Below are 23160 nucleotides of genomic sequence, written 5' to 3'. Positions count from 1 at the left end.
TCTACGACCTCTAGTATGTGCCTAATATTTGTCTTTATTTCGAATTCCACATATAAGGAACAATAATCGCAGTTATTATCTCCATATGTTTTTCTGTAAAAATAACTGATATTCCCTAAACCATTGATTCTAAAAAACCACCCAATAAAAGAACATCTGTAATTGTATTAAATGTGTGGGTGGGATTAGTTAATTTTATTAAATAGGTGGAATATGTCTAGTGTTTTACGAGCTGTGTATAATGGAAACTGTTGTGCTTTCGTCATTTCAGATTATCTATTTCCTTTTTAATTTCTATTCTCAAAATATTATTTAATGCTAGAGCCATGTTCCTATAAGGAATAGAATATTTTTTGACATTTATTTGATATTTGGCAAGTTGTATAAGATTGGTCGTAGCAATCTTTTCTTTAACTAGCTTTTCATCAACTAAAAAGTTATCATCCCAATTCAAATTCAATAATAAAAAAGGTATTATTCTATCATTGGTAAAGGTCTCTCCGTATTCTGTAACATCTTTTAATTGGCCATACGCTTGTTCATAATACAATGTCAAATTACTTTTTAGGCTGTCATTTTCTATTTCCGTGAATAGACCACTTGACTTTAAATTTGAATAAGAATTATTGCTCTCGATAAAGGAGAAGTAGTGGTCAAGATTATACAGTATTGAATCTAACTTAATGTTGTTATAATTTCTGTATGATAGTGCCTCTAAATATTGAATGTGTTTCTGTTCCATCTCCTCGTACATTTTCAAAGTTTCTTCATCTTGCTTCAAATCAATTATAACTTGTCCAAGAGCTTTTCCGAGGCTTATATTTTTCTTTCTTTCCTCATTCCAGTTGTTAATGGAGAGGGCAATTAGTATACCAATCACTACCAAAACAATTTCTCCTACGGCATATTTTAGATATTTGGTGGTTTTGCCTTCTGAAAGTAGTCGCTGACGAATTTGCCTGAAGAACTTAATCATGATTTGTATTTTTTATTTTCCCGCAAGCGGCTATCTCAACCAAAGGTCTACCAGACCTTTGATTTTGCGTTGCAAAATGGTGTTTCGATATTCTAAAATATTTTATCATTGGTTAATAATTAGTATTATTAAATAGATGCAATATACCCAGTGTTTGATGAGCTATTGATTACTGGTTTTATTGTGTTTTCCTAATTTTTTTATAGAGTAAAATTATTTATCCAGTCGTTCTAATTCTTTATCAATGTCTGCTATAAGTAATTCTACCTTCTCTTTGATTAATTCTAACCTTGCAAATAACCAAATTCTCAGTCCATAGTACTCCATAATTCTATTGCCATTCCGTTTGTTGCTTTTTAAATCATTAAAATCATCATGAGAAAGTGTTGAATCATAAAGTATCATGTTATCATGCAATATTGGTCTAAACTCATAAGCATAAAACTGATTAACCATATTAACTCGATTTTCAATTTCAGGGTAGCCATTACTGTAAAGAGATGATATTTTGGTACGAAGAGAATCGTTTGAAATAATATCAATCCCCGTAGATTTTAGATTTTCGAATGCTCCTTTATTAAGAATGATATTCCACAGACCCAAGTTGCTACGAAAGTATTTCAGAAGCGAATCCTTGGGAATAATTTCTTTATTAAGGTAAAATTCTCTAAGACGACTTAAATCTTTGTTTCTATTAGAGTAATAACTAATTCCAGGATTAAATTCTGTATTCAGGTCATTTTCTAAATCATCTTTTATTGCTGTTAAGTTGACAGTTTCTTTCTGCCTTTGTTTTCTTTCTTCATTCCAATTGTTAATGGATAGGGCAATTAAAATACCAATCACTACCAAAACAATTTCACCAATGGCATATTTTAGATATTTCGTGGTTTTGCCTTCTGAAAGTAGTCGCTGACGAATTTGTCTGAAGAACTTAATCATGATTTGTATTTTTTATTTTCCCGCAAGCGGCTATCTCAACCAAAGGTCTACCAGACCTTTGATTTTGCGATGCAAAATGGTGTTTTGATAATCTAAAGAATTTTATCATTGGTTATTGGTTAGTTTTAATAAAAGGGAACTCGTGATTTGTTGATTATATATCTCTTTATCCCGACAATTCAATTTAGGAACAACAATAGCTGTTGTTTAGTTCATCAATATGTAATCCTAAAGATAATATATTAAATTCTAGTAGATGTTGATGTAAAGAATCCACCGAGCATAGAAACATCTGTGATGTTATGATGTGGAGTATCAATTCTTGGTAGCAACCACTTTTATGCAAAAACCCACCACCAAAACCCACCACCATTATATTTTTTATTCGGTAAGAAAGGAAACATTATTATGATAATAAGTTTGTAGGACTTATCTTTAAAACTTAATAGATTAATACATTCATGTGTTTAATCAGTTCTTGTAAACTATTTGAGAAATGAAAAAAACAGCTTCAATTAGCGATGATTTAATATACAAGATTAGACCAGCAGCTAGATTGATTCATACAATCGGTAGTGATTTAATTGGAGACTCTTATGCTGCATTGGTTGAACTTGTAAAAAACTCTTACGATGCAGATGCCACAAAAGTTGACATCATTTTTAAATATACTGAAATTGACAATGAAAAGGCTTTGATAATTTCTATCAAAGATAATGGTCACGGAATGGATTTCGACACGGTAATTAATAAATGGCTCGTTCCTGCGACTGATGATAAACTAAAAAGAAAAGTAAGTAAAAAAGGTTCGAGAATCTTACAAGGGAGAAAAGGTATTGGTCGTTTTGCTGCTTCAATTCTAGGTCAAGAAATGACACTTTCTACTGTAGATGAAAATGGTGAAAAATCAGAGGCTGTTATTGATTGGAGAATTTTTAAAACCGATGAATTCCTGGAGAATATAGAGCTTCTCATCGAGAGGAAGGAGACCAACGAATCTTCGGGAACTGAAATTTTAATTATTGCTAAAGATGAAGATTATCAAGAGATAGTTATTGATGAAAATGGCAATGAAAAAGTCATAGAAAAAACTGATTCAAAACTGTCTTATTGGAATAGTGATTCCTTAGAGAAATTAATAAATGAATTAAGGAAACTCATTTCACCATTTGAAGAGTCAACCGAAGATGAATTCAAAATAAATTTATCATTTGAGAATTCACCGTTCCAAGAGATTGATGAAAAACTCACAATTGATACGTACCCAATCATTAAATATTATGATTATCGAATTTTCGGGACTATTTCTGATAATGGGACTGCCAGTTTAGTATTTGAGAACAACATCAATCCAGAAGCAGTACAAAAGGAAGAAATCTCAAAGAAGCTCGAACTTTCTGGCAACAATAAATATTGCGGTCAAATCAACATTGATTTTAGGGTATTTGACCGTGAACCCGATGCTATTGACAACTTGATTAATAAAGGACTAATAAACCCAGTATCTAAAAAATATATGGGCAAAAATGAAGCACGAAGACTTTTAAATGAAGTTTATGGGGTAAACGTTTATAAAAACAACTTTAGAATTCGACCTTATGGAAATGGTGGTGTTGATTGGCTCGATTTAGATAAGGATAGAATACAAAATTTCACATTAAAGATTAGTAATAACCAAATAGTTGGATTTGTAACAATTCAATCGGAGGAAAAATCTGGATTAGAGGAAAAGAGTGCGAGAGATGGATTAAAAGAGAATGAGTACTATTTTGGTTTAAAAGAATTAGCACAGAAAGCCTTATTTGAGCTAGAAACCAGACGACTAGCGTACAGAATTAAAAGTCAGAAAAGTAGAGGAAAAACAACTAAGGTTCAAGACACGATAAATTCACTGTTTAGTCTAGCAGAAGTTAAGTCATCAATTGGCAAAAAACTTTCAGAGTTTAACATAGATAAGAAAGCAATTAATGAGATTGATAATATTTTAACCGATGAAGAGGCTAAAAAGGTTGAACTCAAGGAGGAAATTGAAAAAACAATAGCGATTTATCAAGGTCAAGCAACTTTAGGTAAAATTGTCAACTTCATTCTTCATGAAGGTCGAAAACCATTACAGTTCTTCAATTCAGAAACTAAGGTGATGGAGCGTTACTTAAAATTCTATCTCGCCACAAATGATGAAGAACATCTGAATGAACTGAACAAAAGTATCAACGGATTTAAAATCAATAGCAAATTCATTTCTACTCTTTTTAAGCGAATATCGCCATTAGCCAAACAGAATAGGGAGAAAAAGTCTGACTTCTCTGTTCTTCAAGTAATTAATGAGAGTTTTGACGTCTTCAAATCAAGTATTGAGGAAGCAAATATTGATGTTGAAATCATCGGAGATGAAAAAGTTGAAATTTTTGGATGGTCAGAAGATTTATATATCGCTTTAACAAACCTAATCGAGAATAGTATTTATTGGCTAGGCATATCAAAAGCAGATGAAAAGAAAATAGCAATAGAACTTATTCAAAATAAAGAAACTGTTATTATTGACTATAAAGACACTGGACCAGGATTAACAGATTTAGAAATTGAATCTGGAGCCATTTTTGAGCCTGGTTATTCTAAGAAAATTGATGGTACAGGCCTTGGTTTAGCAATTGCTGGTGAAGCATCTGATAGACTCAATGGAGAACTTTCTGCCAGAAAAAGTAAAAAAGGAGTGAACTTTCAAATAGAAATCGGTAAATAAATATGGAAGAGTTAAGGATATTAATAGTTGAGGATGATGAAGCTATCTACAATGATGTTTACAAAAGAAATATTGAATTATTCAATAAAGAAAATAAAGAGCATCAAATTACCGAGGTTTGGATACAGAGGAAAGATGAGGCACTTGCTACATTAAAGAATCCTGAAAATATTTTTGATGGGGCAATTGTAGATTTAGACTTAATGGGGTCTGGAGGAACTGATAAATCTGGGAATGAGGTTGTCAAAGAAATCAAAGAAAATTTACGTTTTCCAACTTTTGTTATCACTGGAACACCACATCATATCTCAGCCGAATTAGATGCACGAAATTCAGTGTTTAATGTTTTTGAGAGAGATAGCATAGACATTATGGATACTCTTGATAGATTCAAGAAAATTAAAGCTACAGGCATTCTGAACCTTTTAAATCGTAATGGAAAAATTGAAGAGTTAATCCAAAATATTTTCTGGAATCACATTTCAACTTCTTTAGACAATTGGGCTCTAGATAACAAACGAACTTCAGCTGAGAAAGAAGACTCACTTCTGCGTTACACTATTTTGCATATGTTAGAGTATTTAGATGAAAGCAATGTACATCCTAGTGAGTTCTATATAACTAAACCTGTTAAGGAAAGTCTTTCAACCGGAGACTTAATTACTTTGAATAGAAACAGGTACGTAGTTCTTACACCAGCCTGTGATTTTGCCCAAAAGAAAGTTTCTAAAGTGTTTTTATTGCGAATTAAAGATATTTCAGAAGAAGTAAGTGGGATTGAAGAAATACAAACTATTGAGGGTTTGAGTAACTCGAAAAAGGGGAAGTTAGAAAAACTCATTCAAAACAGTAGTTCATATTTTCATTTTATTCCTCAACATAACGGCATTAACGCTGGAATTATTGATTTTCAGAATAAACTGTCGATTCCAATTGAGGATATAGAAAAAGATATAGTAAGTAGAAAAATTGACAGATTTGCTACTATTTCAATGCCATTTTTGAAAGACTTGATTGAGCGATATTCGAGTTATTATGCTAGACAAGGTTCACCTGATTTCGACTCGGTTGAAATTATTGAAACCTTGATGAATGAATAGCCAATATGTTTCTAGAACATTGCAATCCTCGTTCTAGCCGTTGCAAGAACTTTCACGCCATTGCTGACTGACAGGTGGAATTTAAAAAGTCAGCTTAACGTTGTGTATAAGTAATAATTGCTTAAGTGATTATACGAAAGTATAAATAAAAAACTTGAACGAATAAAAAAAATCACAAACGAACTCTGTTTGTCGCAAAAATACAAAAGTGGAATAAATAACACTAAATATAAAAACGCACCTTAACAATAATTTTAAGTAATTGCTTGTGCTCGCCTAACTGTGAAAATCGTTATGAGAATTCAGTCTGTAGTATCCATATCTAGATAAAGTCTATCATGAGTTACCTAAAATAGCTAATAACTACGTCACTAATTAAAATATGAATAAGTTTGATGATATAGATTACTGGAAGGGGATAGTGCTATATGGGCTAAATCAGGCGACATATAAAATTGCGCTTGGAAAAACCATAATAGAACTGGCTTCTTCAGGTGAAGAATCTGTTGATTGGAATCTGCTCTCTAAAACCTATCTTGATAATTACCTCAACAGACTCAAGGAGAATTCTCATCCACAACAAAACAATCCTTCTAGGAAAACCAAAATGGAACGAATAATTGATTCCCTTAACAAAGGAATCATTGATTATCAAACAGCAGTATCACAAGTTGAAACCGAAGCGTTTAATGATGTCATTCCAAGGTTTCAAACAATTGGCACAAACAAGGAAATTGTCGGAGAAAGATTCTACCATTTTGATTTTGGTAAAAAACTTTATTTACATGACCCAACATTCAAGATAATCGAGGATTCCAAAACAGAGCTACTTGAGGAATTGGATGCCAGATGGAGCGTGTTAGAAGGCCACTTTTTAACTGTTCACGATGATTGGGAGTTGTCAAACAGTATCAGGGATATTTATTTAGTCAATGGGCATGCAAGAAAGAATATTACTCATAATATACCATTTTTACAAGGGTATCAGGGTAATATCTGTTTTTATTGCGGTGAACCTATAGAAAGGAAAGATATTCATGTCGACCATGTTTTACCCAGACAATTCATTCAACATGATGAAATTTGGAACTTGGTTCTCAGTCATGATATTTGCAATCTTCACAAGAATGACTCACTAGTAGGTAAACATTATTTTGAGAAGCTTATTGCAAGAAATGAAAATATAATGGGCAGCAACCATCCTTGGAAAAGGAAAATCTTAAATGCTTTGGGAAATTCTAAAACCAAAAGGGGAATGACAATGTGGAAACATTACGAAAACGCAAAAATTGTTTTGAAAAACAACTTTTGGGAGAATTCACCAAGTTATAACAGAGAGACTGACCCCTTCTTCAAAAAATTAATAACAGTTCTAAACAATAGATAAATGAGTGTCTTTTCTGAAATATCACCTATGGATTATGTTATGGAAACTGAAAACTTCTTTGTAATTTATGACCAATATCCCGTTTCGCCTGGACATATATTAATCATATCTAAGAAACAAAAGGAAGATTTTTTTAATCTTGACATCCAAGAGCGAACTGAATTGGCTGATTTAATTGTCAAAACAAAGAAAATTATAGATTCCAAATATACCCCCGATGGTTATAATATTGGGATGAATTGCGGTGAGGCAGCTGGACAGACGGTTATGCATTTTCATTGTCACATGATTCCCCGCTATATTGGAGATATGGACAATCCCAGAGGCGGAATAAGACATTGTGTTAGCGGTAAAGGATATTATTAAAAAATCTAAAGAAACTATCTATGAAACTTTATAAAATCGCCAATCAGGACCTTTCCCCCATTTCGAGCAATCCATTCAAGTTAGAAAAGGACATTCAGAACCTCATTGAAAAGAATGTAGACACCTTATTCAACTTGGAGTTTGTAGCAACAGAGTTAAAGGTGGAGAATTTTAGGTTTGACTCCCTATGTTTTGACAATGAAACGAATTCCTTTGTTATAATTGAGTACAAAAAAGGTTCAAGCTATTCAGTTATAGACCAGGGCTACACCTATTTATCCTTGATGCTTAACAATAAGTCGGACTTTATTCTGGAGTATAACGAAACATTAGGTAGAAATATAAAAAGAAACGAGATAGACTGGAGTCAGTCTAGGATTATTTTCGTGTCACCGAAGTTTTCCAACTACCAGAAAACGTCAATCAACTTTAAGAATATTCCATTCGAGCTTTGGGAGGTTATGAGATATAAGAATGGTATCTTAGGGCTTAACAAGGTCAATACGGATTCAGATGTCGAAATCAATTCAACTTTAACAGATGAAAAAGGGACTAATATTGTTAAGAAGGTTTCCGAGGAAATTATCCGATATGATGAAGATTATCACCTTTATAAAAATAAAAATAGACCAGCTTTTGTTATTGAATTGTATAATGAGCTGAAAGAACGAATATTAAATCTGGGTGATGATATAGAGTTCAATGTTCGTAAACAAACAATTGGTTTTAAAGGTAACCGAATCTTCACGGATTTGATTATATACAATAAGGGTGTGGGTGTCATGATTAACATGAAAAAGGGCACTTTGGATGATTATTTAAACTTAACTGAGGACTTGAGCGAAAAAGGTCATTGGGGTAATGGGGACTACAGGGTCTGGATGCACTCCAACGAGCACATTGACTACGTGATGAACCTTATTAAACAATCCTATAAAAATCAGCTTAATCATTAATTATGGTTTTTGTAAAGATTCCAGAATGAAGCTGTGTACCTGATACATTAAACAAGAATTTAACTTAGAATGAAAAAAATCATTTACATTGATATGGATAACGTTCTTGTTGATTTTAAATCGGGAATAGCAAAACTCGATTCTGACACCCTTGAGGCATATGAGGGAAAACTGGACGAGGTTCCAGATATCTTTTCATTGATGGAACCCTTCCCTCATGCAATAGAATCGATACATAAACTTGCAGAATGCTATGACCTTTATATCCTATCAACGGCCCCATGGCTGAACCCCAGTGCCTGGATACATAAACTCGAATGGGTGCAAAAATATTTCGGTAAGGAAAAAGACAGCCTGTTCTATAAAAGACTCATAATATCCCATAACAAGAATTTAAACACTGGACATTATCTGATTGATGACAGACCAAATAACGGTGCCAAGGATTTCAAGGGAGAGTGGATTCATTTTGGAAGTACTGAATTCCCAAATTGGCATAGTGTAACAGAATATTTATTATTAGAAACAAAATAAGAGGTTGAACAACTTTATTTTCAATATGAATTAGCCTTACTTCAATTCATGGGCAATTCTCTTTATAACTTGGTTTATATTTTTTTTTATCTCACATTCCCATACAACAACAACTCTCCAATCCTTCCTTATCAACAATTCATATTTTTCCAAGTCACGTATGACATTCCCCTCGAACTTACTCCACCAAAATTCCCTATTGGATTTTGGCAGTTTAGGTCTGCAATATGGGCATCTATGCCAGTAACAGCCGTTTATAAATACTGCAATCTTCTTATTCACAAAGGTTATATCTGGTCTTCCAGGGGCCTTTTTATAATGCAATCTGTATCCCCTGATTTCCCCTTTATACAAGGCTCTTCTTAAGGTTAATTCAGGTCTTGTGTTTTTGGACTTATTTGCCCTCATTGTTTTTGATATGTACTCCGATTTTGATATTGGTATCATATCAGTTCTTAAATGATTAAACATTCTATTCCAGAAATATATTTCAACTTTTTCATGTTCTTGAAATCTACACAGAATAATGTGACCTTAAATTATTCTTTATCCAATTGAATGCAGTCTTAAAGACAATATAACATAATATATTCACTGATATGAATAAATCCTGAAAGAAATTCACTAAATTTGTATAAGTATCAGGAACGCATAATTTGCGTACCAACCGAGCACAAAAGCCACGGTGGTTAAGTATACGGACAGTTCAGTCAAAATAAATGATTTCAACCTGTTTATTATCTACTCCTGATGCATAACCTTTTAAAACTATGCATTATGAAAACCGTTTTTACAAAAAAAGAAGGTGTTTGGATGAATTTTGGAGACACCAAAAACATCGCCCATGAGTTCATATATCTGATGGATAATTCGGATTTGGACTGGGGTACTGAATTTAAATACTTTTACAGGATTACAGATGATAATTACATTCAGTTAGCCCACAGATTAAATGGGGGAGAATTAAAAATTAGCGCACAGTTCAGACTAAGATTTAAAAACCTCAAAGAGAATATCATCTTTATTGTCAAAGAGAATATTGAAGCGCACCTCCCTTATGAAGGCTTTCCTGTTTTTGAAAAAAGTACTGTTATTACTGAAAAGGAATTCAACAGTATAATTCAAACAATAAGAGACGAAAGAAATCTCATGATTGAACAGGCAATAGCTTTTCAAACACCCTTAATCGATTATCTAAGAGAAAAGAATCTGAACCCAAGGCCTTCAGGCAATAACCCCTATAGCTGGGTAGCCAAGTGTCCATGCGGAGGAAATCATTTTTTAATGATTGTAACCAAGACTGATAATTGGGGTTGTGGTTATTGTAGACGAGTAGGGAAATTACCAGAACTACAAGCATGGTTAAAAGAAATAAAAATCAAAGAGGACCAGAAGAGGCTGTCAAAAATGTTAAGAGAACTTAAGGAGAATGGGGGGCTCTCAAAAGAAACAACTAAATGGTGGTTGAAACGTTACTAAAACTGACTATATGGAATATGTATATTATCCAAGAGATGATGATGAGAAAATTATCTCTGAATACAAACACATGTTTGAATTAAAGACACTTGAAGAATTAGTAAAAGCCTATAATAAGGAAGCAAAGTGTGGTATTGTTGGGGTCCACCGTCAGGCCCTGTATTTAATTGCATTAAGAAAGGAATTTTTGGAACGCTTTGGTGAGAGTCCGATTTATATTGTAGACAAAGTTGTTTTAGGCATGGTTGGTGGGATAGGTATAAAATCTGGACAACTTAAAATACTGGAGTAGTACGCTATGGTTTTTCTTTTTATCCCAATACAAAGAATTTATCAAGAGTCTTTAGTTATTATAAAAATTATTTGAAGTACTAAGATAGAGTATCAGGAATGCATTTTATGCATAACTCCCGAGTACAAGAGCATGGTGGTTCAGAATACGGACAGTCCAATCAAAATAAGTGATATTCAAGCTTTTTATAATATGTTCCAATCACAAAACCTTTAAGAGCTGAACAAACCTATTTCTGGGTCTGTCAAAGACCCTATGAGCAGGGCTCTGTCCAAAAACTTGTTCATATTGCAACAGCTTGTCTCTGGAAGTAAACAACATGAATGACACGCCCCCAAATTCACAGCCATAAACCCTTTACCACTTTTGGTTTCAAGACACAAAGGGTCAGAACTACACCATGAGGCCTTGCCAATTGCTTTTTCAATCACATTACATAAAAAGGTCGGCTCACCTTTTTCTACCAGACCACCCAAAGTTCCCTCTGAATCCGAAGTACTTGTATAAATCAATATTCCATTCATTTTTGAATCTGAATTGTTGCCCGTATAAATTATTTCAGATAAAGATGAGCTTCCGTATCCGCATTCTATGGCCAACTCATTTATTAGAATATGACTCAATGTGTGTAATAATACATACCTTGGACTTATCATTTCATCCTCTTCCAACCCAAAAGTACGTCTATAATGATTATTGTTATTTTGAATTATCTGAAATCGTGATTTGACGCTACTTCTAGCCTCCCAATCTCTCAGAACTTCATTATTGAATTTGATGAAAATCCCCTCCCCTTTAACTTCTGAACACGGTAATGTATTGGTTCCTTTTTCACTTCTCGGGTCCTGAATTCTGGCAAATTCCCTTTTTCTACGACCAGTGATTTTTTCAGGATTGTCAAAGATGAGGTCATCGAACATTAAGGGTTTAATTCTGGTAAATCCCCTGAAAATTTTTAATTCTTTCAATTTATCCAAAAGAACAACCTTATCAATCAAATTCTCAACAGCTAACCTATATTGCTTCCCATCCAAAATTCTAGAGCTATACCATTCACTCTTTTTGGAATGTACATTTTCATTCAAGAAACAATTGAATTCTTGTTCACGGAGCTGTTCAACCGTATATTGTGGTTTTTGAGATTCAAAACTTTCAAAATACTTTTTTGCCAACTTTACACATTGGTCCAATGAGTAAGGCAAGTCGCTGAATTTTTTCGAGTGGACTTTTCGTAAAAGCTCAATATATTCTTCAATGTCTCCAGTGTCCTGAATAATATCCTCCCAACTTTTAATGGCATTCTGAAATCTCATTACAAAATCCTCTGGGATACTAACATTGTAACCATTTTTTGGTAAACTAATTCCTTTGTATACAATAGGAAAATATAAATTTCCAGCTCCACGCAGTAATGTTCTTGGGTATTTTGACAATTGTCTTCTCTTCTCTTCCTCAGTCGCATCTGTATTATATGGTGGATAAGGTAAATCATCCACAACATAGGTTTTAAATTCTTTAATCCCTCTGTTAGATTTAACAGACAACCTTCCATACCACGGTTTAGGAAGTCTGTTTTTTACATATTGCATGTAATCTCTGCGGGGGTCCTCCAAATCTACAAATGTGTCTTCCTGGTCAAATATTCCTGCCAAGGACACAAATCCCAATAAACTCCCTGTATTCCTGTGCCTACTTTCCAGCTTTATATTTTTTAATGATGCTGAATTACCACTGCTTTTTAAATAAAGTCTATTGCCTTTACCTATTTCATCCAGTAGCCCCAATTTGACATGAACATACCAGTCAAACGGAAAATCATCCAGATACCCATCTTCTGTTGCTATAACCCATCTAACAGGAATCAACTTTCTATATTTATTATTTGGAGAATCATATCCACTGAAAGTTTCGTCCACAGTTTTGGATGAACGACTGGTACGGTCAATGTAATATTCATTTTCATTGTCCATTTCCATTTCACGAATATCGAATAGTTCACCTGTTATTGGACATTGAGCAATTGAAGGAAACCTGACAGTTTGAATTTTAGCTCCCGTGACCGATTCACTCGTAGGTGCCGAAACAAAACAATCAACATTAAAGGCACTGGCCAATCTGTCGTCAATTATTTTATTGTCTGGGGATTCTGCATCTTCACCCCAAAATTCTGCATTTTCGAATCTGTAGTCCTGTGGAATGTCATGGGATAATATTAGCACAGATAATTCTGGGAAATCTGCAATTGCCCCTGGGCCATAGGTGTGAATAGTCTGTGAAGACCTTATTTCTTGTTCCATCAGTCTATATAACTTTTAATTTTCATAATTGAAGATGTATCGACATCTCTCAATGATGTCATGGCAAACAACATTCCCTTGGTCATTTGATGGTCCCTGAATTTTGCATCCATGAATAATTTTGAGTTAAGATTCTCTTCACTTAAGGGATACTTCATTATATCTCTGAATTCAGTGAAATCAACACCACCTAGTTTTTCCCATCTATCAATAATGTCATCAAACAACAAATTTATTTCATGTTTCTTTCTTTCAATAACTTCAAAATTCGAATTCGAAAGGGCTGAATTTATTCCAGTATACCTTTTCAGCATTTTACTCCTTATCGTATCCAACTGTACTTTTGCCTCAGAATCCAAAAAAGCATTCGATTCGCCCTTATAGTGAAAAGCCTTCATCAAGGCTATAACTACAGAATCTAAGGTTTTTTCCAAAGCTGGCAGCGAAAATGGTGTGACACTTGTTGATTCGACATATTTGTAATATGCCTGATGATAATCTTTAAAATTCTCATAATGAGACCTGTCTCTATTCTTAGCCTGATTATAAAGTGTAAATACTATTCCTGGAACTTCTCTTCCAACCCTTGAACTTGCCTGAATGTATTCTGCTGTTGTTTTAGGTTGCCCCGAAATTGACATGACATTCAGTCGTGGAATATCCACTCCAACTGAAATCATATTTGTTGACATCGCCACCTTTATTGGGTCCTTTACGTCACCATCAATGCTCTCCTTCAATGCGCCTTTGAAAATATGAAAGAAAATATCAAAAGCCTCTTGGAATTTCTGTTTCTTATCATCATCCAAAGGATAGCCGTCAATTCTCAACCCTTCATCCAAACCGCATAATTCCTTCATTGTTCCCCATCTATTAACCATTATTGGTATCCATCTCCATTTATTGTATTTCGATTGCTCTAAATCCTTTATGGAATTAATCCCAATCTCACTTAGAAATTTAACGCAGTTAGAATGAATGTTTGTCTTATGCAACCTTACATTCTCCAAATCATCCAAAGTGGTGTTGATTTGGTCCGCTGTCATTTGACTGGAAAGTTCTGCAATTCTATCTGGATTATACCCTATATAAATATTGTGCAAATGATTTGTTAGGAATTTTCTATACGCCACCATGTCATCTTCAAGGAGGGTACGATATTTTCCCAATTCCTTGACCGTGTTAAAATAGGCCAATAATGTATAATAATTGTCCAATACCTTATTCTCAACTCCAGAAATACAATTGATTCCTTCATATAGTAAACTATCCAAACGTAGTTTTGCTGTTGTAGAGGTATTCCCGCTGGGCATAATTCCAACATATAATCTGCCATCTGGGTCTTTTTCCTTCTTCCTTGAATAAAATGAATCATCAATATCTATTCCGACAGGGGGAAATTGAGTGTATCTTTCACGATTATAGATTTTAATACATTGCTGTTCAGCGTTTCTTACAGTTGCTGTTGCCCCAATTATTTTTGGTTTCACTCCATTGTTATCAGACAGCTCATCAACAGCAAATTCAAACAAACTGTAAATAGTGCCCAGAGAAGAACTGATGAGATGTAACTCATCCTGAACGATTAGAGATGGAGGCGAACAAATCAGATTAAAATCACTGTCATAATTGAATAATCTGAACGCTTCATTTCTCCATGCCAACTGCGCATACTTGTCTATCGTTGAAAACAGCAATGTTGGTCTGTGTAGATATATATCCTCATCCACATAGTAGATAGGAAGACATCTCTGCGATATAATTTCAGACTCGTTTTTAGTCAATCGGAAGTCATCCTTTGACAGATAAAAATGACACTTTGAATTTGTACAGTGCAAATAATATGGATTGTAATTGGATTTATCGTGATTAAATGGTTTACCCCTGAACTTGTTTATTTTCTGACTGTACCCCCATTCTCCGATTACTATTGGTTTCTTGTTAGTGTCAAGATGAACTTCTTTGACCAATTTGTTCCCACAGCAGGGGCAATTGAATACAGGAGGGCTGTATCTTGTATTACTGCTATTCTTCTTTTCAATATCGGCAATATAATCCAGCAGCAACTCATTATTGCCCTTATATTCTCTATATCCCTTGTGTTTATTAGGAAAATAGGAGCCTCCAACCCAAAGCCCGTTGGATATCCTCGTTTGACCATATAACTCAACATTTTCACTTCGAATTATCTCACATGAACAGATAAGAATGTTTGCCCTGTCAAATTGCTGCTTGTTCAGCATCCTGAGAGTATACCTCATCATTACGGACACACCCTGACTATCGAACTCAGTAGTCATTCTTCTGTAAAAGACTGTGAACGCTATTAATCCAAGGTAAGCTTCCGTCTTGCCACCCCCAGTGGGAAACCATAGTAAATCAACCGTGCTTCTGTCCTCAGAATTGGGGTCAACGATTCCCTCAATCTGTGACAAAAGGAAAGCCAATTGAAATGGTCTCCATTTAGCAAGATATCTATTGCCCTTGACTGGCTCAGATGGGATATTCAATTTTCCGTCCTTCCATAGCGAACCCGAAATCGAATCATAGGGTATTTTTGAAAAATGTGGAATTCCATCATCGTTCTCAGAGTTGCCAGCATCAGGAATATTCCTGTTTTCCTGTTGTCTGTGTTTGGAGAAATCTCCCATAACCCTTTGCATGAACATTGCCCTATTTGCGTCCAAAAAGGCCCTCAGAACTTTATTGTCATCCAATAATGAAATACCCTTATCCATTCTTTCCAAAAGTTTCTTGCATTTTGAAATTATAGAATAAGACGCCTTTTCAAATTCAGGGACCATTTTTTCTCTTTTCAATTTTTCCTCTTGGCCCCCTATCCAATCTGAATAGACAGAAACGAAATTTGACAACTCCCTCTTTAATTTTTCTCTATCAAAATCGATTCTCAAATCTGTCAATCTCTTCATAAATAGAATGTCATCAACACCTTCCAATTCAGTAGGACTGAAATTCACTCCATTGATTTTCTCAGTGGGTATAATGGCAGAATGGACAGATTTAACCAATTGGTCTTCATTATTCCAATCACATGCACATCCATGACCCAGTCCATAGCTCTTATAATGACGATAAAGAAACTTAAGTTCAATCTCCTCCTCATTCAAGAACTGTAGTTTCGTGTTGTCAGGGAAGGGTAAAAAACTGTTATCTGAGTACAGTGATATCCTTGGTTGGAACAGACATCCTTCTAAGGACTTTCTGGAACCTCCTTTCTTTGTATTGCAATTTATGAGAGAAACTGTTATTATAGAATGATTACCTGACAGGCCATACTGTTTTCTCTTTATTATTTTTATCTGAACAGACAAATCTGTATTGGTCAATGAAATTATATTTCCTTGACCATTAGTTTCCCAAATATGCTCTGATTGTATTTCACCGTTCAAATTACCTGAAGCAACATTATAATTAAAGATACAGTCAATGTTAAGTCTTGAAAATTTGGCCCCAAGTTCTTCCTTGATTTGATTGCTGCTTGGGTAGTACTTCCCGCAATTAATAGAAACTTCAAGGTTGTCCGATTCATCAACAATTGAAGAAATGGCTATTGATGAAGGATAAAATTCAGTAGTAAGTCTCAAATCCTCTTCAGTGTCATCCTCTATTACCTTCTTATTGTATGTATTTTTATTTGAAGGGTTTCCCGTTCCTGTTTCACCATTGATTTCAACGTCATTATATTTATCATCATTATTAGGCTGGTCATCATCAAAAAAAGAGCTTTCTGAAGTTGATTGTGGATATAATATTCCAGTTGTATAAAAGTCCATGGGGTAGAACGATATATTTTCCTTTAAATCGGGTTCTCCTTGCTCATTTAATTGAAATGGCCCCTTGTAGGTTCGATTTATCCATTGTGCTATTTCGTTTCTTACCTCTAAATTCGATTTGCTCATATCTAATCCATTGCTTTGATAGCCAGTTTTATTTTATTGTCTTCTGAAAAACAGATTGCCAGTCCAAGCCTTGCCCTGGTGTAACCAACATATAGCAAGGACATATTTTCTTTTTCATCAGGGAAATAATTCTCAATACCAGCCACAATGATAAAGTCATTTTCCAATCCTTTATAGCCGTGAATAGTAGAGATAGTAACTTTTCCCTTCACTTTATGGGATACTTCATCCACTCTGTGAAATCCAAATCCAACATTTTGCATAATCTTTGAAATCAATTCATTTTCTGTTGTTAAAATGGTAATATCACTGCAATCAATTTCATCCTTAATCCACTCTCCACAAATTCGTTCAATTTCCTTGTACAGATTATTCAAACTGGAGTAAAAACTCGTTTTGGTTTTAAAAGGAATATTGGTTCGCCTACATGGCATCATTTCAAATCCACTATGTCTGCTCGCCACTTTCACTATATCATCATGATTTCTACAATTTAAAGGTAAATTTGACATAGAACATGGATATGTGCCTACAAATAGCTTAAAATAATCCTCATCGAATCCTTCATAAAACCCTTGGTATTTATAATCTATAAAAATAGACCAGTTCCCCGATTCGATACCCCCCTTCAAACTACAAAAAATCGCATCAATGATGTTTTCCGTAAAAATATCCTGGCCCTCATCTATTATTAAATAATCATATTGAGAAATATTTAAACTGTTATGCCACATTTTGAACTGTGCTGGTAATTGCTCCCTCCAATATTCATCAGATTGTCTATCTCCGTTTGGTATGAGGGATGCCTTCGAAAGATGTTCATAAATAAAACCATGTACATAAAAAACATTGACAGATATTCCTTCGGTGTTTCTGAAGTATCGATAAACCTCGGCTGAAAGGTTTTTATTAAAGCAGAAATAGGCCACAGTACTTCCTTCTAGATTTTTTCTAACAGCCAATTCCTTGGCTATTAATGTTTTACCCGTTCCAGGTCCTCCCGAAACAATAAAGCCTCTATTGGTCAGGAAACTCATTGAATCAAGAACATGATACTGTTCTTCTGTATATTGGTCTATTTTTCTGTTCTCGTCAATTGACACTTTTTTTAAAGGAATTTCAAAAATCAAATCTTTTCTGAAGACTTTTCTGATGTCATCAACCCCTTTCAATCCAATACCATAGAACTCTCGATTTACATACTTGTCATGATTCTTCCAGTAAACTTTAAGTCGTTCCAAATAATTGAGAAAAGACATGGGAGTCGCATGGTCAACAGCAGAATAGACAATCTCAGGGTCATACTCAATCGTCTCGTATTTGAAAGTTTGAGATTTTTTTGAATTCTTGGTGAACGTCAATTTTTTTTCAACATCGGGAAACATTACACCATATCCGAAAATTAATCTGGAACGATAGTTCTTATCGGGGAGGAACTCATTCAACAGATTATCTCTGAAATGAAATAAATAATCCGTTACCTGTTTAAATGGGTCCCCCTTTTTTGTCCCTCCCAGAACCCACCAGGTATCCGATACACTATCGTATTTAACGGCTCCTCCTTTTGATTCAAGAAAAAAAATGAAATGTTCGTCCAGATAAACAAAATCAACCTCACCAACCACTTTTCTCTTGGCACTCTGATTCCTCAGGGAATGAATAAAATATCTTTTGAGGTTATTTTCAAAATAACCTGAATTCACAGCATGAGTAAAAATATCCCTCTCGGCATTATTGGTGAATTCAGTTCTGTATTTAGGTAAAATTGGCACTATTCCTTGTTAATCATTAATATCTCCTTTACTTCAACAACCTCATTTAAACTCTCTATAATATTTTTTAATTCAAGCTCTTTGATTTGATGCGTCATCCCATAAGTCTTATAAATATGATAAAGGTATATCTGTTTATGCAGCTTAGTTCTGAATTTTGCCAGCCATCCAGTTGCAATAAGTATCTCTTCCTTACTGAATCTACTGGATTCTGAACCATCTTGATTTATGAACAATGAAATTATCTCATTAATCGATTCAGGGTTTATGGTAAGACCTGTCAGCCACCTGTCCACCGTTGGTGAGGTGACGGTTATTCCATTGGCGTTTAAAAACCTTCTTAGGGCAGCAACATAGCCTCCCAATTCTTTATGTTTGTTCAATAAATCCTTTCTCCATGAGTTTGCGATGTCAAAATATCTGTTAAGCATATTGTATTTGGTTTTCAGATATTCCAGCAACTCATTAAAATCATCATTAAAACCACTCATCAAAAATATTCGGTCACCAACGTTCAAATCCCTTACCTGCTTTTTTATTTCCGAAGTGCTGTTTTCTGAATCATCTATTAACAAATGGAAATATTTAGAGCTTGGAACTCTAATGAATCCATCCTCAAAATATATTAAATTATATGTATTGCTATTTTCATTCCTGTTGTTGCCCCTATTAATTCTAGGTTGGGATTGAATCAATTTATTCATTATGAACGAAAAATCAAGCTCACTATTACCCATTTTGTCGAGAATATCATCCTCTTGGTATTCCTCATCCATTCCATTGTTAACTGAATTGGTCTCGGATAAAGTTTCCTCCCTAAGGTATTCTTTGTCGACATAATCTTCAATTTTGAATTCCAAGCTGGCATCATCAATTAAATACTCCTGACTCTCTAAATTCAGTAGCAATAGTTTATTGTCAAAATTTGACAGATTTGCAATAATGGGAGTGAACTGTTTGAAACAATGGCAAAAATAGCCGTACTCCATTCTGGAGTTCAGAATAACATATTGATTCCTACAGTAGTTATTCAAAAACAATGACTTTCGCAAATTTCCAGTATATGTAAGGAAAAATATATGATTGCAATCCCTCGTTCTTGAGAAATCTAAATCATCCACATAAAGGAAACTACATTTAACTTCAGTTTTATCATATATATACTGATAGGTAGAAATTTTGTCCAAGTCATTCTTATTCCTGCTGACAATTATGACATTTTCAGAAATGGATTTATCTAGAATAATTTCACAAATAGTTTGTAGTTTATTTTGTTGAATTATTTCATTTTCCAAATCGCAATCCAATTCATTAATTTTATTGTTGAATGAAATGGAGTTCAGATATTCACTGCAAATTTTCAATTCATTCATCAATCTCTGATAATCATTGGAAATATCATCAACACGATAAAAACTGTTAAGTCTGTCCAATATCGAGTAACCAAGTCTAATGACACTTAAATAATTGGATTTTAAAGATATATTCCTTGATTCAATAATTTCCTCCGTCAACTGTCTTGCTATCAGCCTGAAATTTCTCCAATAATCATAACAGAATATATCGCACACAGGTATGACTTTAAAATTACTCTCCATACTGGTATTATTGTCATTGAGACTAATTCTTTCCTTGTGATTCACCAACCATGGATAAATATCCAATCCATAGTAGGTGAAAACATTACTTAAATCAAATGAATAATCCTTTAATAGAAAATAAACATCCTTAATTTCATTCTCTCTCTGGGCCCTAATTATGTCGTTTGCAAAATTTTTGAAAAAATAATATTCACTTCTGGACTCCTTTTTCAATTGAATATCAAAATCATCCAATACAATTGTATTCACATGATTTAAGTTCAGCTCAGAGATTATCTCCTCCCAGCCCATATAATAATCCGAAGAGCAATAGTATATAATAGGATTCGAATCAGTTACACCCTCAGCATGCATCGAGAACTCATTGTTCCGAGAAACTTTAATTTCGGCTATTGGGAAAAGGGAGGAAATGCTCTGTCCGTTGAATCGAACATCCTTAATCAATTGCTTATACTTGGTTTTATTCGTGAACAAAAGGACCGCAGATGAGGGCTTTAAATTCATTCTTGTCCCAAGTTTAATAATGTCATTTAAACTTACATCCTGATTATCTGTGCTATTTATCTCATCAAACAGCAGATGAATCTTATTTCTTCTAATAAAGCTATCTAAATATCCTTGCAGTTTTTTCACAGATTGGGATATTTCCATGATGTCCAACCCCTTAATTCGTCTGAAATTATGCAACAGGTCCTGTAAACGAGGTGCACGAATCAAAGGGTTTCTTTCTATTGATTCTATCTCAAAATATATCTTGTTGTTTCTTGAGGTCCGAACCTTGAGTTCTCTGACTTTCCATGTTTTACCAATGTATGGAAAAGTTTTTGGGAACATGTCTTGAACTGCCAATAGATTCCTTTTTAATTGCGAAACATCAAATTCGACATCAGAGGGTGAATTTTCAATCTCTTTATAGGCTTTGAAGTAATTGGAAATACCGATATAGAATGGTAGGAGCTTTTGTTGCTTACTGCCTTCTCTTGTATAATACACAATTGGTCTATTGTATTTGTCCAGAGTATTTGTAAACGCCAAAAAAGGTGTCAACAAATTATATAAAGTACCATCAACAACTCTTCTATCGATAGAAATTTCTAAACTGTTGAGCTCGGTATAGCTGTTTCTGATATGTGTTATTAATTCCTTATTGAACATCTAATATTCCTAAAACAATTTCCGCTATCTGATATGCCAAATATGGCGGTACTGCATTACCGACCTGATGATACTGCATTGTGCGACTGCCTCTGAACAAGTAATTGTCTGGGAATGTCTGAATTCTTGCTGCCTCCCTAACTGTGAGACTCCTTACCTGAGTTTTATCATAATGAATAAAGTAATGACCATCCTTTGAGATATGGCTAGTGATTGTTGTAGCGGGCAATCCCCTCTGTTGAACCCTGAACCTATCTGTGAAGTTACCCGAATCAGCACTGAAATGGTCTGGCAATAATTCAGAGCTATGTTCTTTAAAGTCAGTCATTCTGGGAAACTTCTGATGCTTTTCTGTATAGATTGTTGAGAAGAGATACCTTTTCAAATCCTGGGTGAGATGACTTCTGGATTGGTGGTTCAATACACCCTTTAGATTTTTGTCAACATACCAGCTGTCATGAATAGATAGAGAAGAAGGGTCATTGTTAATTTCAATAAATTCTCCTCCAGTACCATTAATCGGGGATTCCAATCGATATAGGTCATCTGGTGAGAATCCGTTCAGTCTTATCAAATCTGAGATACAGGAATTCATAATTGTACACCATTCTGAATCAGTGTCTATGACCTTCCTGTACTTTCTGATTCTTTTATTTTTCTTGGATACAACATACTTATCAAAACATCTATTCAATCCGCTCCTAATTGGCGGTAAATCATTTATTACGTCATCGATATTCACACTGCGAGGGAATTTTTTCAGTTTTTTTGGTGTTCTGTGAATACCCTCTCTGACACCAATTAAAATTACTCTATGCCTTTTTTGTGGAATTCCAAAATCTTCAGAATTGATAACAAAATCCCTTGGGGAATCTATTTTTTCCTTGACCAGAGAATAAATTTTATATTTCGTCCTTCTTGAATCACCTGTAACGGCATAAGGAGCTGACAGGTCGTCCAACATCATCTGAAAGACACTTTTCCCCTCCACCTTGGCGGAAAGAAGACCCTTTACATTTTCCATAACAAAAACGGCTGGAGAATGTTTAGCAATAACCCTCAAATATTCCTTATATAGGTAAACCCTATGGTCCTCACTTGAAATACCACCTACTCTCGCCCTTCCAGCCATAGAATATGCCTGACATGGAGGCCCTCCTATTAATACCCAGTCCTTACTACCTTCAACTATACCCTCAATTTTATTGTCTAAAAAATCATTTGAATCCTTACCAAGTTCAAATTTCAAAGCCTCTGATTTCGCACTTTGAGCCTGTTGTGGAAATAAACCAAACAAGGCTTCAATTCGTCTTTCTCTTTCATTTATATCATTTAAACAAATTGCCTGATAATATTCTGGTGGAAGTTCTCCTTTTTTAAATTGTCGACAAAAGCTTCTTAGTAAAAGTGTTTTGTGAGCGGAATCATCCTTCTCTATAGACAGTTCTATTGAAAATCTTCTGTTTCCATTCAGCAACACCGAAGAAAAACCCTCAGCCAATCCTCCAGGTCCAGCAAACAAATCAATTACTTTGTATTCTTTTTTCTTGTTGCTCAATTAATAGTTGTTTAAATGATTCGCCCTTTTAATTACAAAAACCAATCATTGAAAGCAATTCCAATTCCCTATACTTTTATAA

16 protein-coding genes and 1 riboswitch are annotated in these 23160 nt (G+C 34.3%); of the genes, 8 read left to right on the top strand and 8 right to left on the bottom strand.

Features of this window, described 5'->3' with window-relative positions:
• Positions 1-262 precede the first annotated feature (262 nt).
• Positions 263-976, bottom strand: coding sequence for a DUF6090 family protein (locus MR041_RS12255; RefSeq protein ID WP_242094352.1), 714 nt, complete (start codon positions 974-976; stop codon positions 263-265).
• A gap of 213 nt (positions 977-1189) precedes the next feature.
• Positions 1190-1918: a DUF6090 family protein gene (locus MR041_RS12250; protein ID WP_242094351.1), complete on the bottom strand. Its 729-nt coding sequence runs from the start codon at positions 1916-1918 to the stop codon at positions 1190-1192.
• Between the two features lie 496 nt (positions 1919-2414).
• On the opposite strand from MR041_RS12250, the gene MR041_RS12245 reads away from it, so the two are divergent.
• The 6 genes from MR041_RS12245 (at position 2415) to MR041_RS12220 (ending at position 9004) form a co-directional block, all read left to right on the top strand.
• Positions 2415-4661, top strand: a complete 2247-nt coding sequence (locus MR041_RS12245) for a sensor histidine kinase (RefSeq protein WP_242094349.1) — start codon at positions 2415-2417, stop codon at positions 4659-4661.
• A gap of 2 nt (positions 4662-4663) precedes the next feature.
• Positions 4664-5761, top strand: coding sequence for a response regulator (locus MR041_RS12240; protein WP_242094347.1), 1098 nt, complete (start codon positions 4664-4666; stop codon positions 5759-5761).
• A gap of 382 nt (positions 5762-6143) precedes the next feature.
• Positions 6144-7148 carry an HNH endonuclease gene (locus tag MR041_RS12235; protein ID WP_242094345.1) on the top strand — a complete coding sequence of 335 codons (1005 nt, stop codon included), beginning with the start codon at positions 6144-6146 and terminating at the stop codon, positions 7146-7148.
• Positions 7149-7514 (top strand): HIT family protein, encoded by a 366-nt coding sequence (locus MR041_RS12230; RefSeq protein WP_242094343.1) that lies wholly within the window; start codon positions 7149-7151, stop codon positions 7512-7514.
• Positions 7515-7534: 20 nt separating this feature from the next.
• Positions 7535-8470: a DUF5655 domain-containing protein gene (locus tag MR041_RS12225; RefSeq protein ID WP_242094341.1), complete on the top strand. Its 936-nt coding sequence runs from the start codon at positions 7535-7537 to the stop codon at positions 8468-8470.
• 69 nt (positions 8471-8539) lie between these two features.
• Positions 8540-9004, top strand: coding sequence for a 5' nucleotidase, NT5C type (locus tag MR041_RS12220; protein ID WP_242094339.1), 465 nt, complete (start codon positions 8540-8542; stop codon positions 9002-9004).
• Positions 9005-9040: 36 nt separating this feature from the next.
• On the opposite strand, the gene MR041_RS12215 is transcribed toward MR041_RS12220, so the two are convergent.
• Positions 9041-9451 carry a very short patch repair endonuclease gene (locus tag MR041_RS12215; RefSeq protein WP_242094338.1) on the bottom strand — a complete coding sequence of 137 codons (411 nt, stop codon included), beginning with the start codon at positions 9449-9451 and terminating at the stop codon, positions 9041-9043.
• Between the two features lie 186 nt (positions 9452-9637).
• Positions 9638-9732: riboswitch (SAM-I-IV-variant riboswitch) on the top strand.
• A gap of 49 nt (positions 9733-9781) precedes the next feature.
• Between MR041_RS12215 and MR041_RS12210 the strand changes: the two genes are divergently transcribed.
• The gene (locus MR041_RS12210; RefSeq protein ID WP_242094336.1) at positions 9782-10483 is read left to right on the top strand and encodes a hypothetical protein; all 702 of its coding nucleotides are present in this window, start codon (positions 9782-9784) and stop codon (positions 10481-10483) included.
• Between the two features lie 10 nt (positions 10484-10493).
• Positions 10494-10775, top strand: a complete 282-nt coding sequence (locus tag MR041_RS12205; protein WP_242094334.1) for a hypothetical protein — start codon at positions 10494-10496, stop codon at positions 10773-10775.
• A gap of 212 nt (positions 10776-10987) precedes the next feature.
• Here the strand turns inward: MR041_RS12205 and drmB are convergent, their stop codons facing one another.
• From drmB to MR041_RS12180, 5 genes are all read right to left on the bottom strand, one after another.
• Positions 10988-13072 carry a DUF1998 domain-containing protein gene (gene drmB, locus MR041_RS12200; RefSeq protein WP_242094332.1) on the bottom strand — a complete coding sequence of 695 codons (2085 nt, stop codon included), beginning with the start codon at positions 13070-13072 and terminating at the stop codon, positions 10988-10990.
• Positions 13072-16866: a helicase-related protein gene (locus MR041_RS12195; protein WP_242094330.1), complete on the bottom strand. Its 3795-nt coding sequence runs from the start codon at positions 16864-16866 to the stop codon at positions 13072-13074. The genes drmB and MR041_RS12195 overlap by 1 nt, the downstream gene beginning before the upstream one ends.
• A 128-nt stretch (positions 16867-16994) precedes the next feature.
• Positions 16995-18764, bottom strand: coding sequence for a 3'-5' exonuclease (locus MR041_RS15655; RefSeq protein ID WP_242094328.1), 1770 nt, complete (start codon positions 18762-18764; stop codon positions 16995-16997).
• A complete protein-coding gene (locus tag MR041_RS12185) occupies positions 18764-21520 on the bottom strand; it encodes a hypothetical protein (RefSeq protein ID WP_242094326.1) in 2757 nt (918 codons plus the stop codon). Before MR041_RS12185 ends, MR041_RS15655 begins: the two co-directional genes overlap by 1 nt.
• A complete protein-coding gene (locus MR041_RS12180; RefSeq protein WP_242094324.1) occupies positions 21510-23078 on the bottom strand; it encodes a DNA cytosine methyltransferase in 1569 nt (522 codons plus the stop codon). The genes MR041_RS12185 and MR041_RS12180 overlap by 11 nt, the downstream gene beginning before the upstream one ends.
• Between the last annotated feature and the right edge of the window lie 82 nt (positions 23079-23160).

This window comes from Aestuariivivens sediminicola (genome assembly GCF_022662015.1).
Taxonomy (GTDB): Bacteria; Bacteroidota; Bacteroidia; order Flavobacteriales; family Flavobacteriaceae; genus Aestuariivivens; species Aestuariivivens sediminicola.
This window is presented reverse-complemented; position numbering and strand designations above follow the sequence as displayed.

Coding starts and splice junctions, on each gene's coding strand:
- MR041_RS12255 (WP_242094352.1), bottom strand. CDS start 976: ATGATTAAGTTCTTCAGGCAAATTCGTCAGCGACTACTTTCAGAAGGC.
- MR041_RS12250 (WP_242094351.1), bottom strand. CDS start 1,918: ATGATTAAGTTCTTCAGACAAATTCGTCAGCGACTACTTTCAGAAGGC.
- MR041_RS12245 (WP_242094349.1), top strand. CDS start 2,415: ATGAAAAAAACAGCTTCAATTAGCGATGATTTAATATACAAGATTAGA.
- MR041_RS12240 (WP_242094347.1), top strand. CDS start 4,664: ATGGAAGAGTTAAGGATATTAATAGTTGAGGATGATGAAGCTATCTAC.
- MR041_RS12235 (WP_242094345.1), top strand. CDS start 6,144: ATGAATAAGTTTGATGATATAGATTACTGGAAGGGGATAGTGCTATAT.
- MR041_RS12230 (WP_242094343.1), top strand. CDS start 7,149: ATGAGTGTCTTTTCTGAAATATCACCTATGGATTATGTTATGGAAACT.
- MR041_RS12225 (WP_242094341.1), top strand. CDS start 7,535: ATGAAACTTTATAAAATCGCCAATCAGGACCTTTCCCCCATTTCGAGC.
- MR041_RS12220 (WP_242094339.1), top strand. CDS start 8,540: ATGAAAAAAATCATTTACATTGATATGGATAACGTTCTTGTTGATTTT.
- MR041_RS12215 (WP_242094338.1), bottom strand. CDS start 9,451: ATGATACCAATATCAAAATCGGAGTACATATCAAAAACAATGAGGGCA.
- MR041_RS12210 (WP_242094336.1), top strand. CDS start 9,782: ATGAAAACCGTTTTTACAAAAAAAGAAGGTGTTTGGATGAATTTTGGA.
- MR041_RS12205 (WP_242094334.1), top strand. CDS start 10,494: ATGGAATATGTATATTATCCAAGAGATGATGATGAGAAAATTATCTCT.
- drmB (WP_242094332.1), bottom strand. CDS start 13,072: ATGGAACAAGAAATAAGGTCTTCACAGACTATTCACACCTATGGCCCA.
- MR041_RS12195 (WP_242094330.1), bottom strand. CDS start 16,866: ATGGACTTTTATACAACTGGAATATTATATCCACAATCAACTTCAGAA.
- MR041_RS12185 (WP_242094326.1), bottom strand. CDS start 21,520: ATGTTCAATAAGGAATTAATAACACATATCAGAAACAGCTATACCGAG.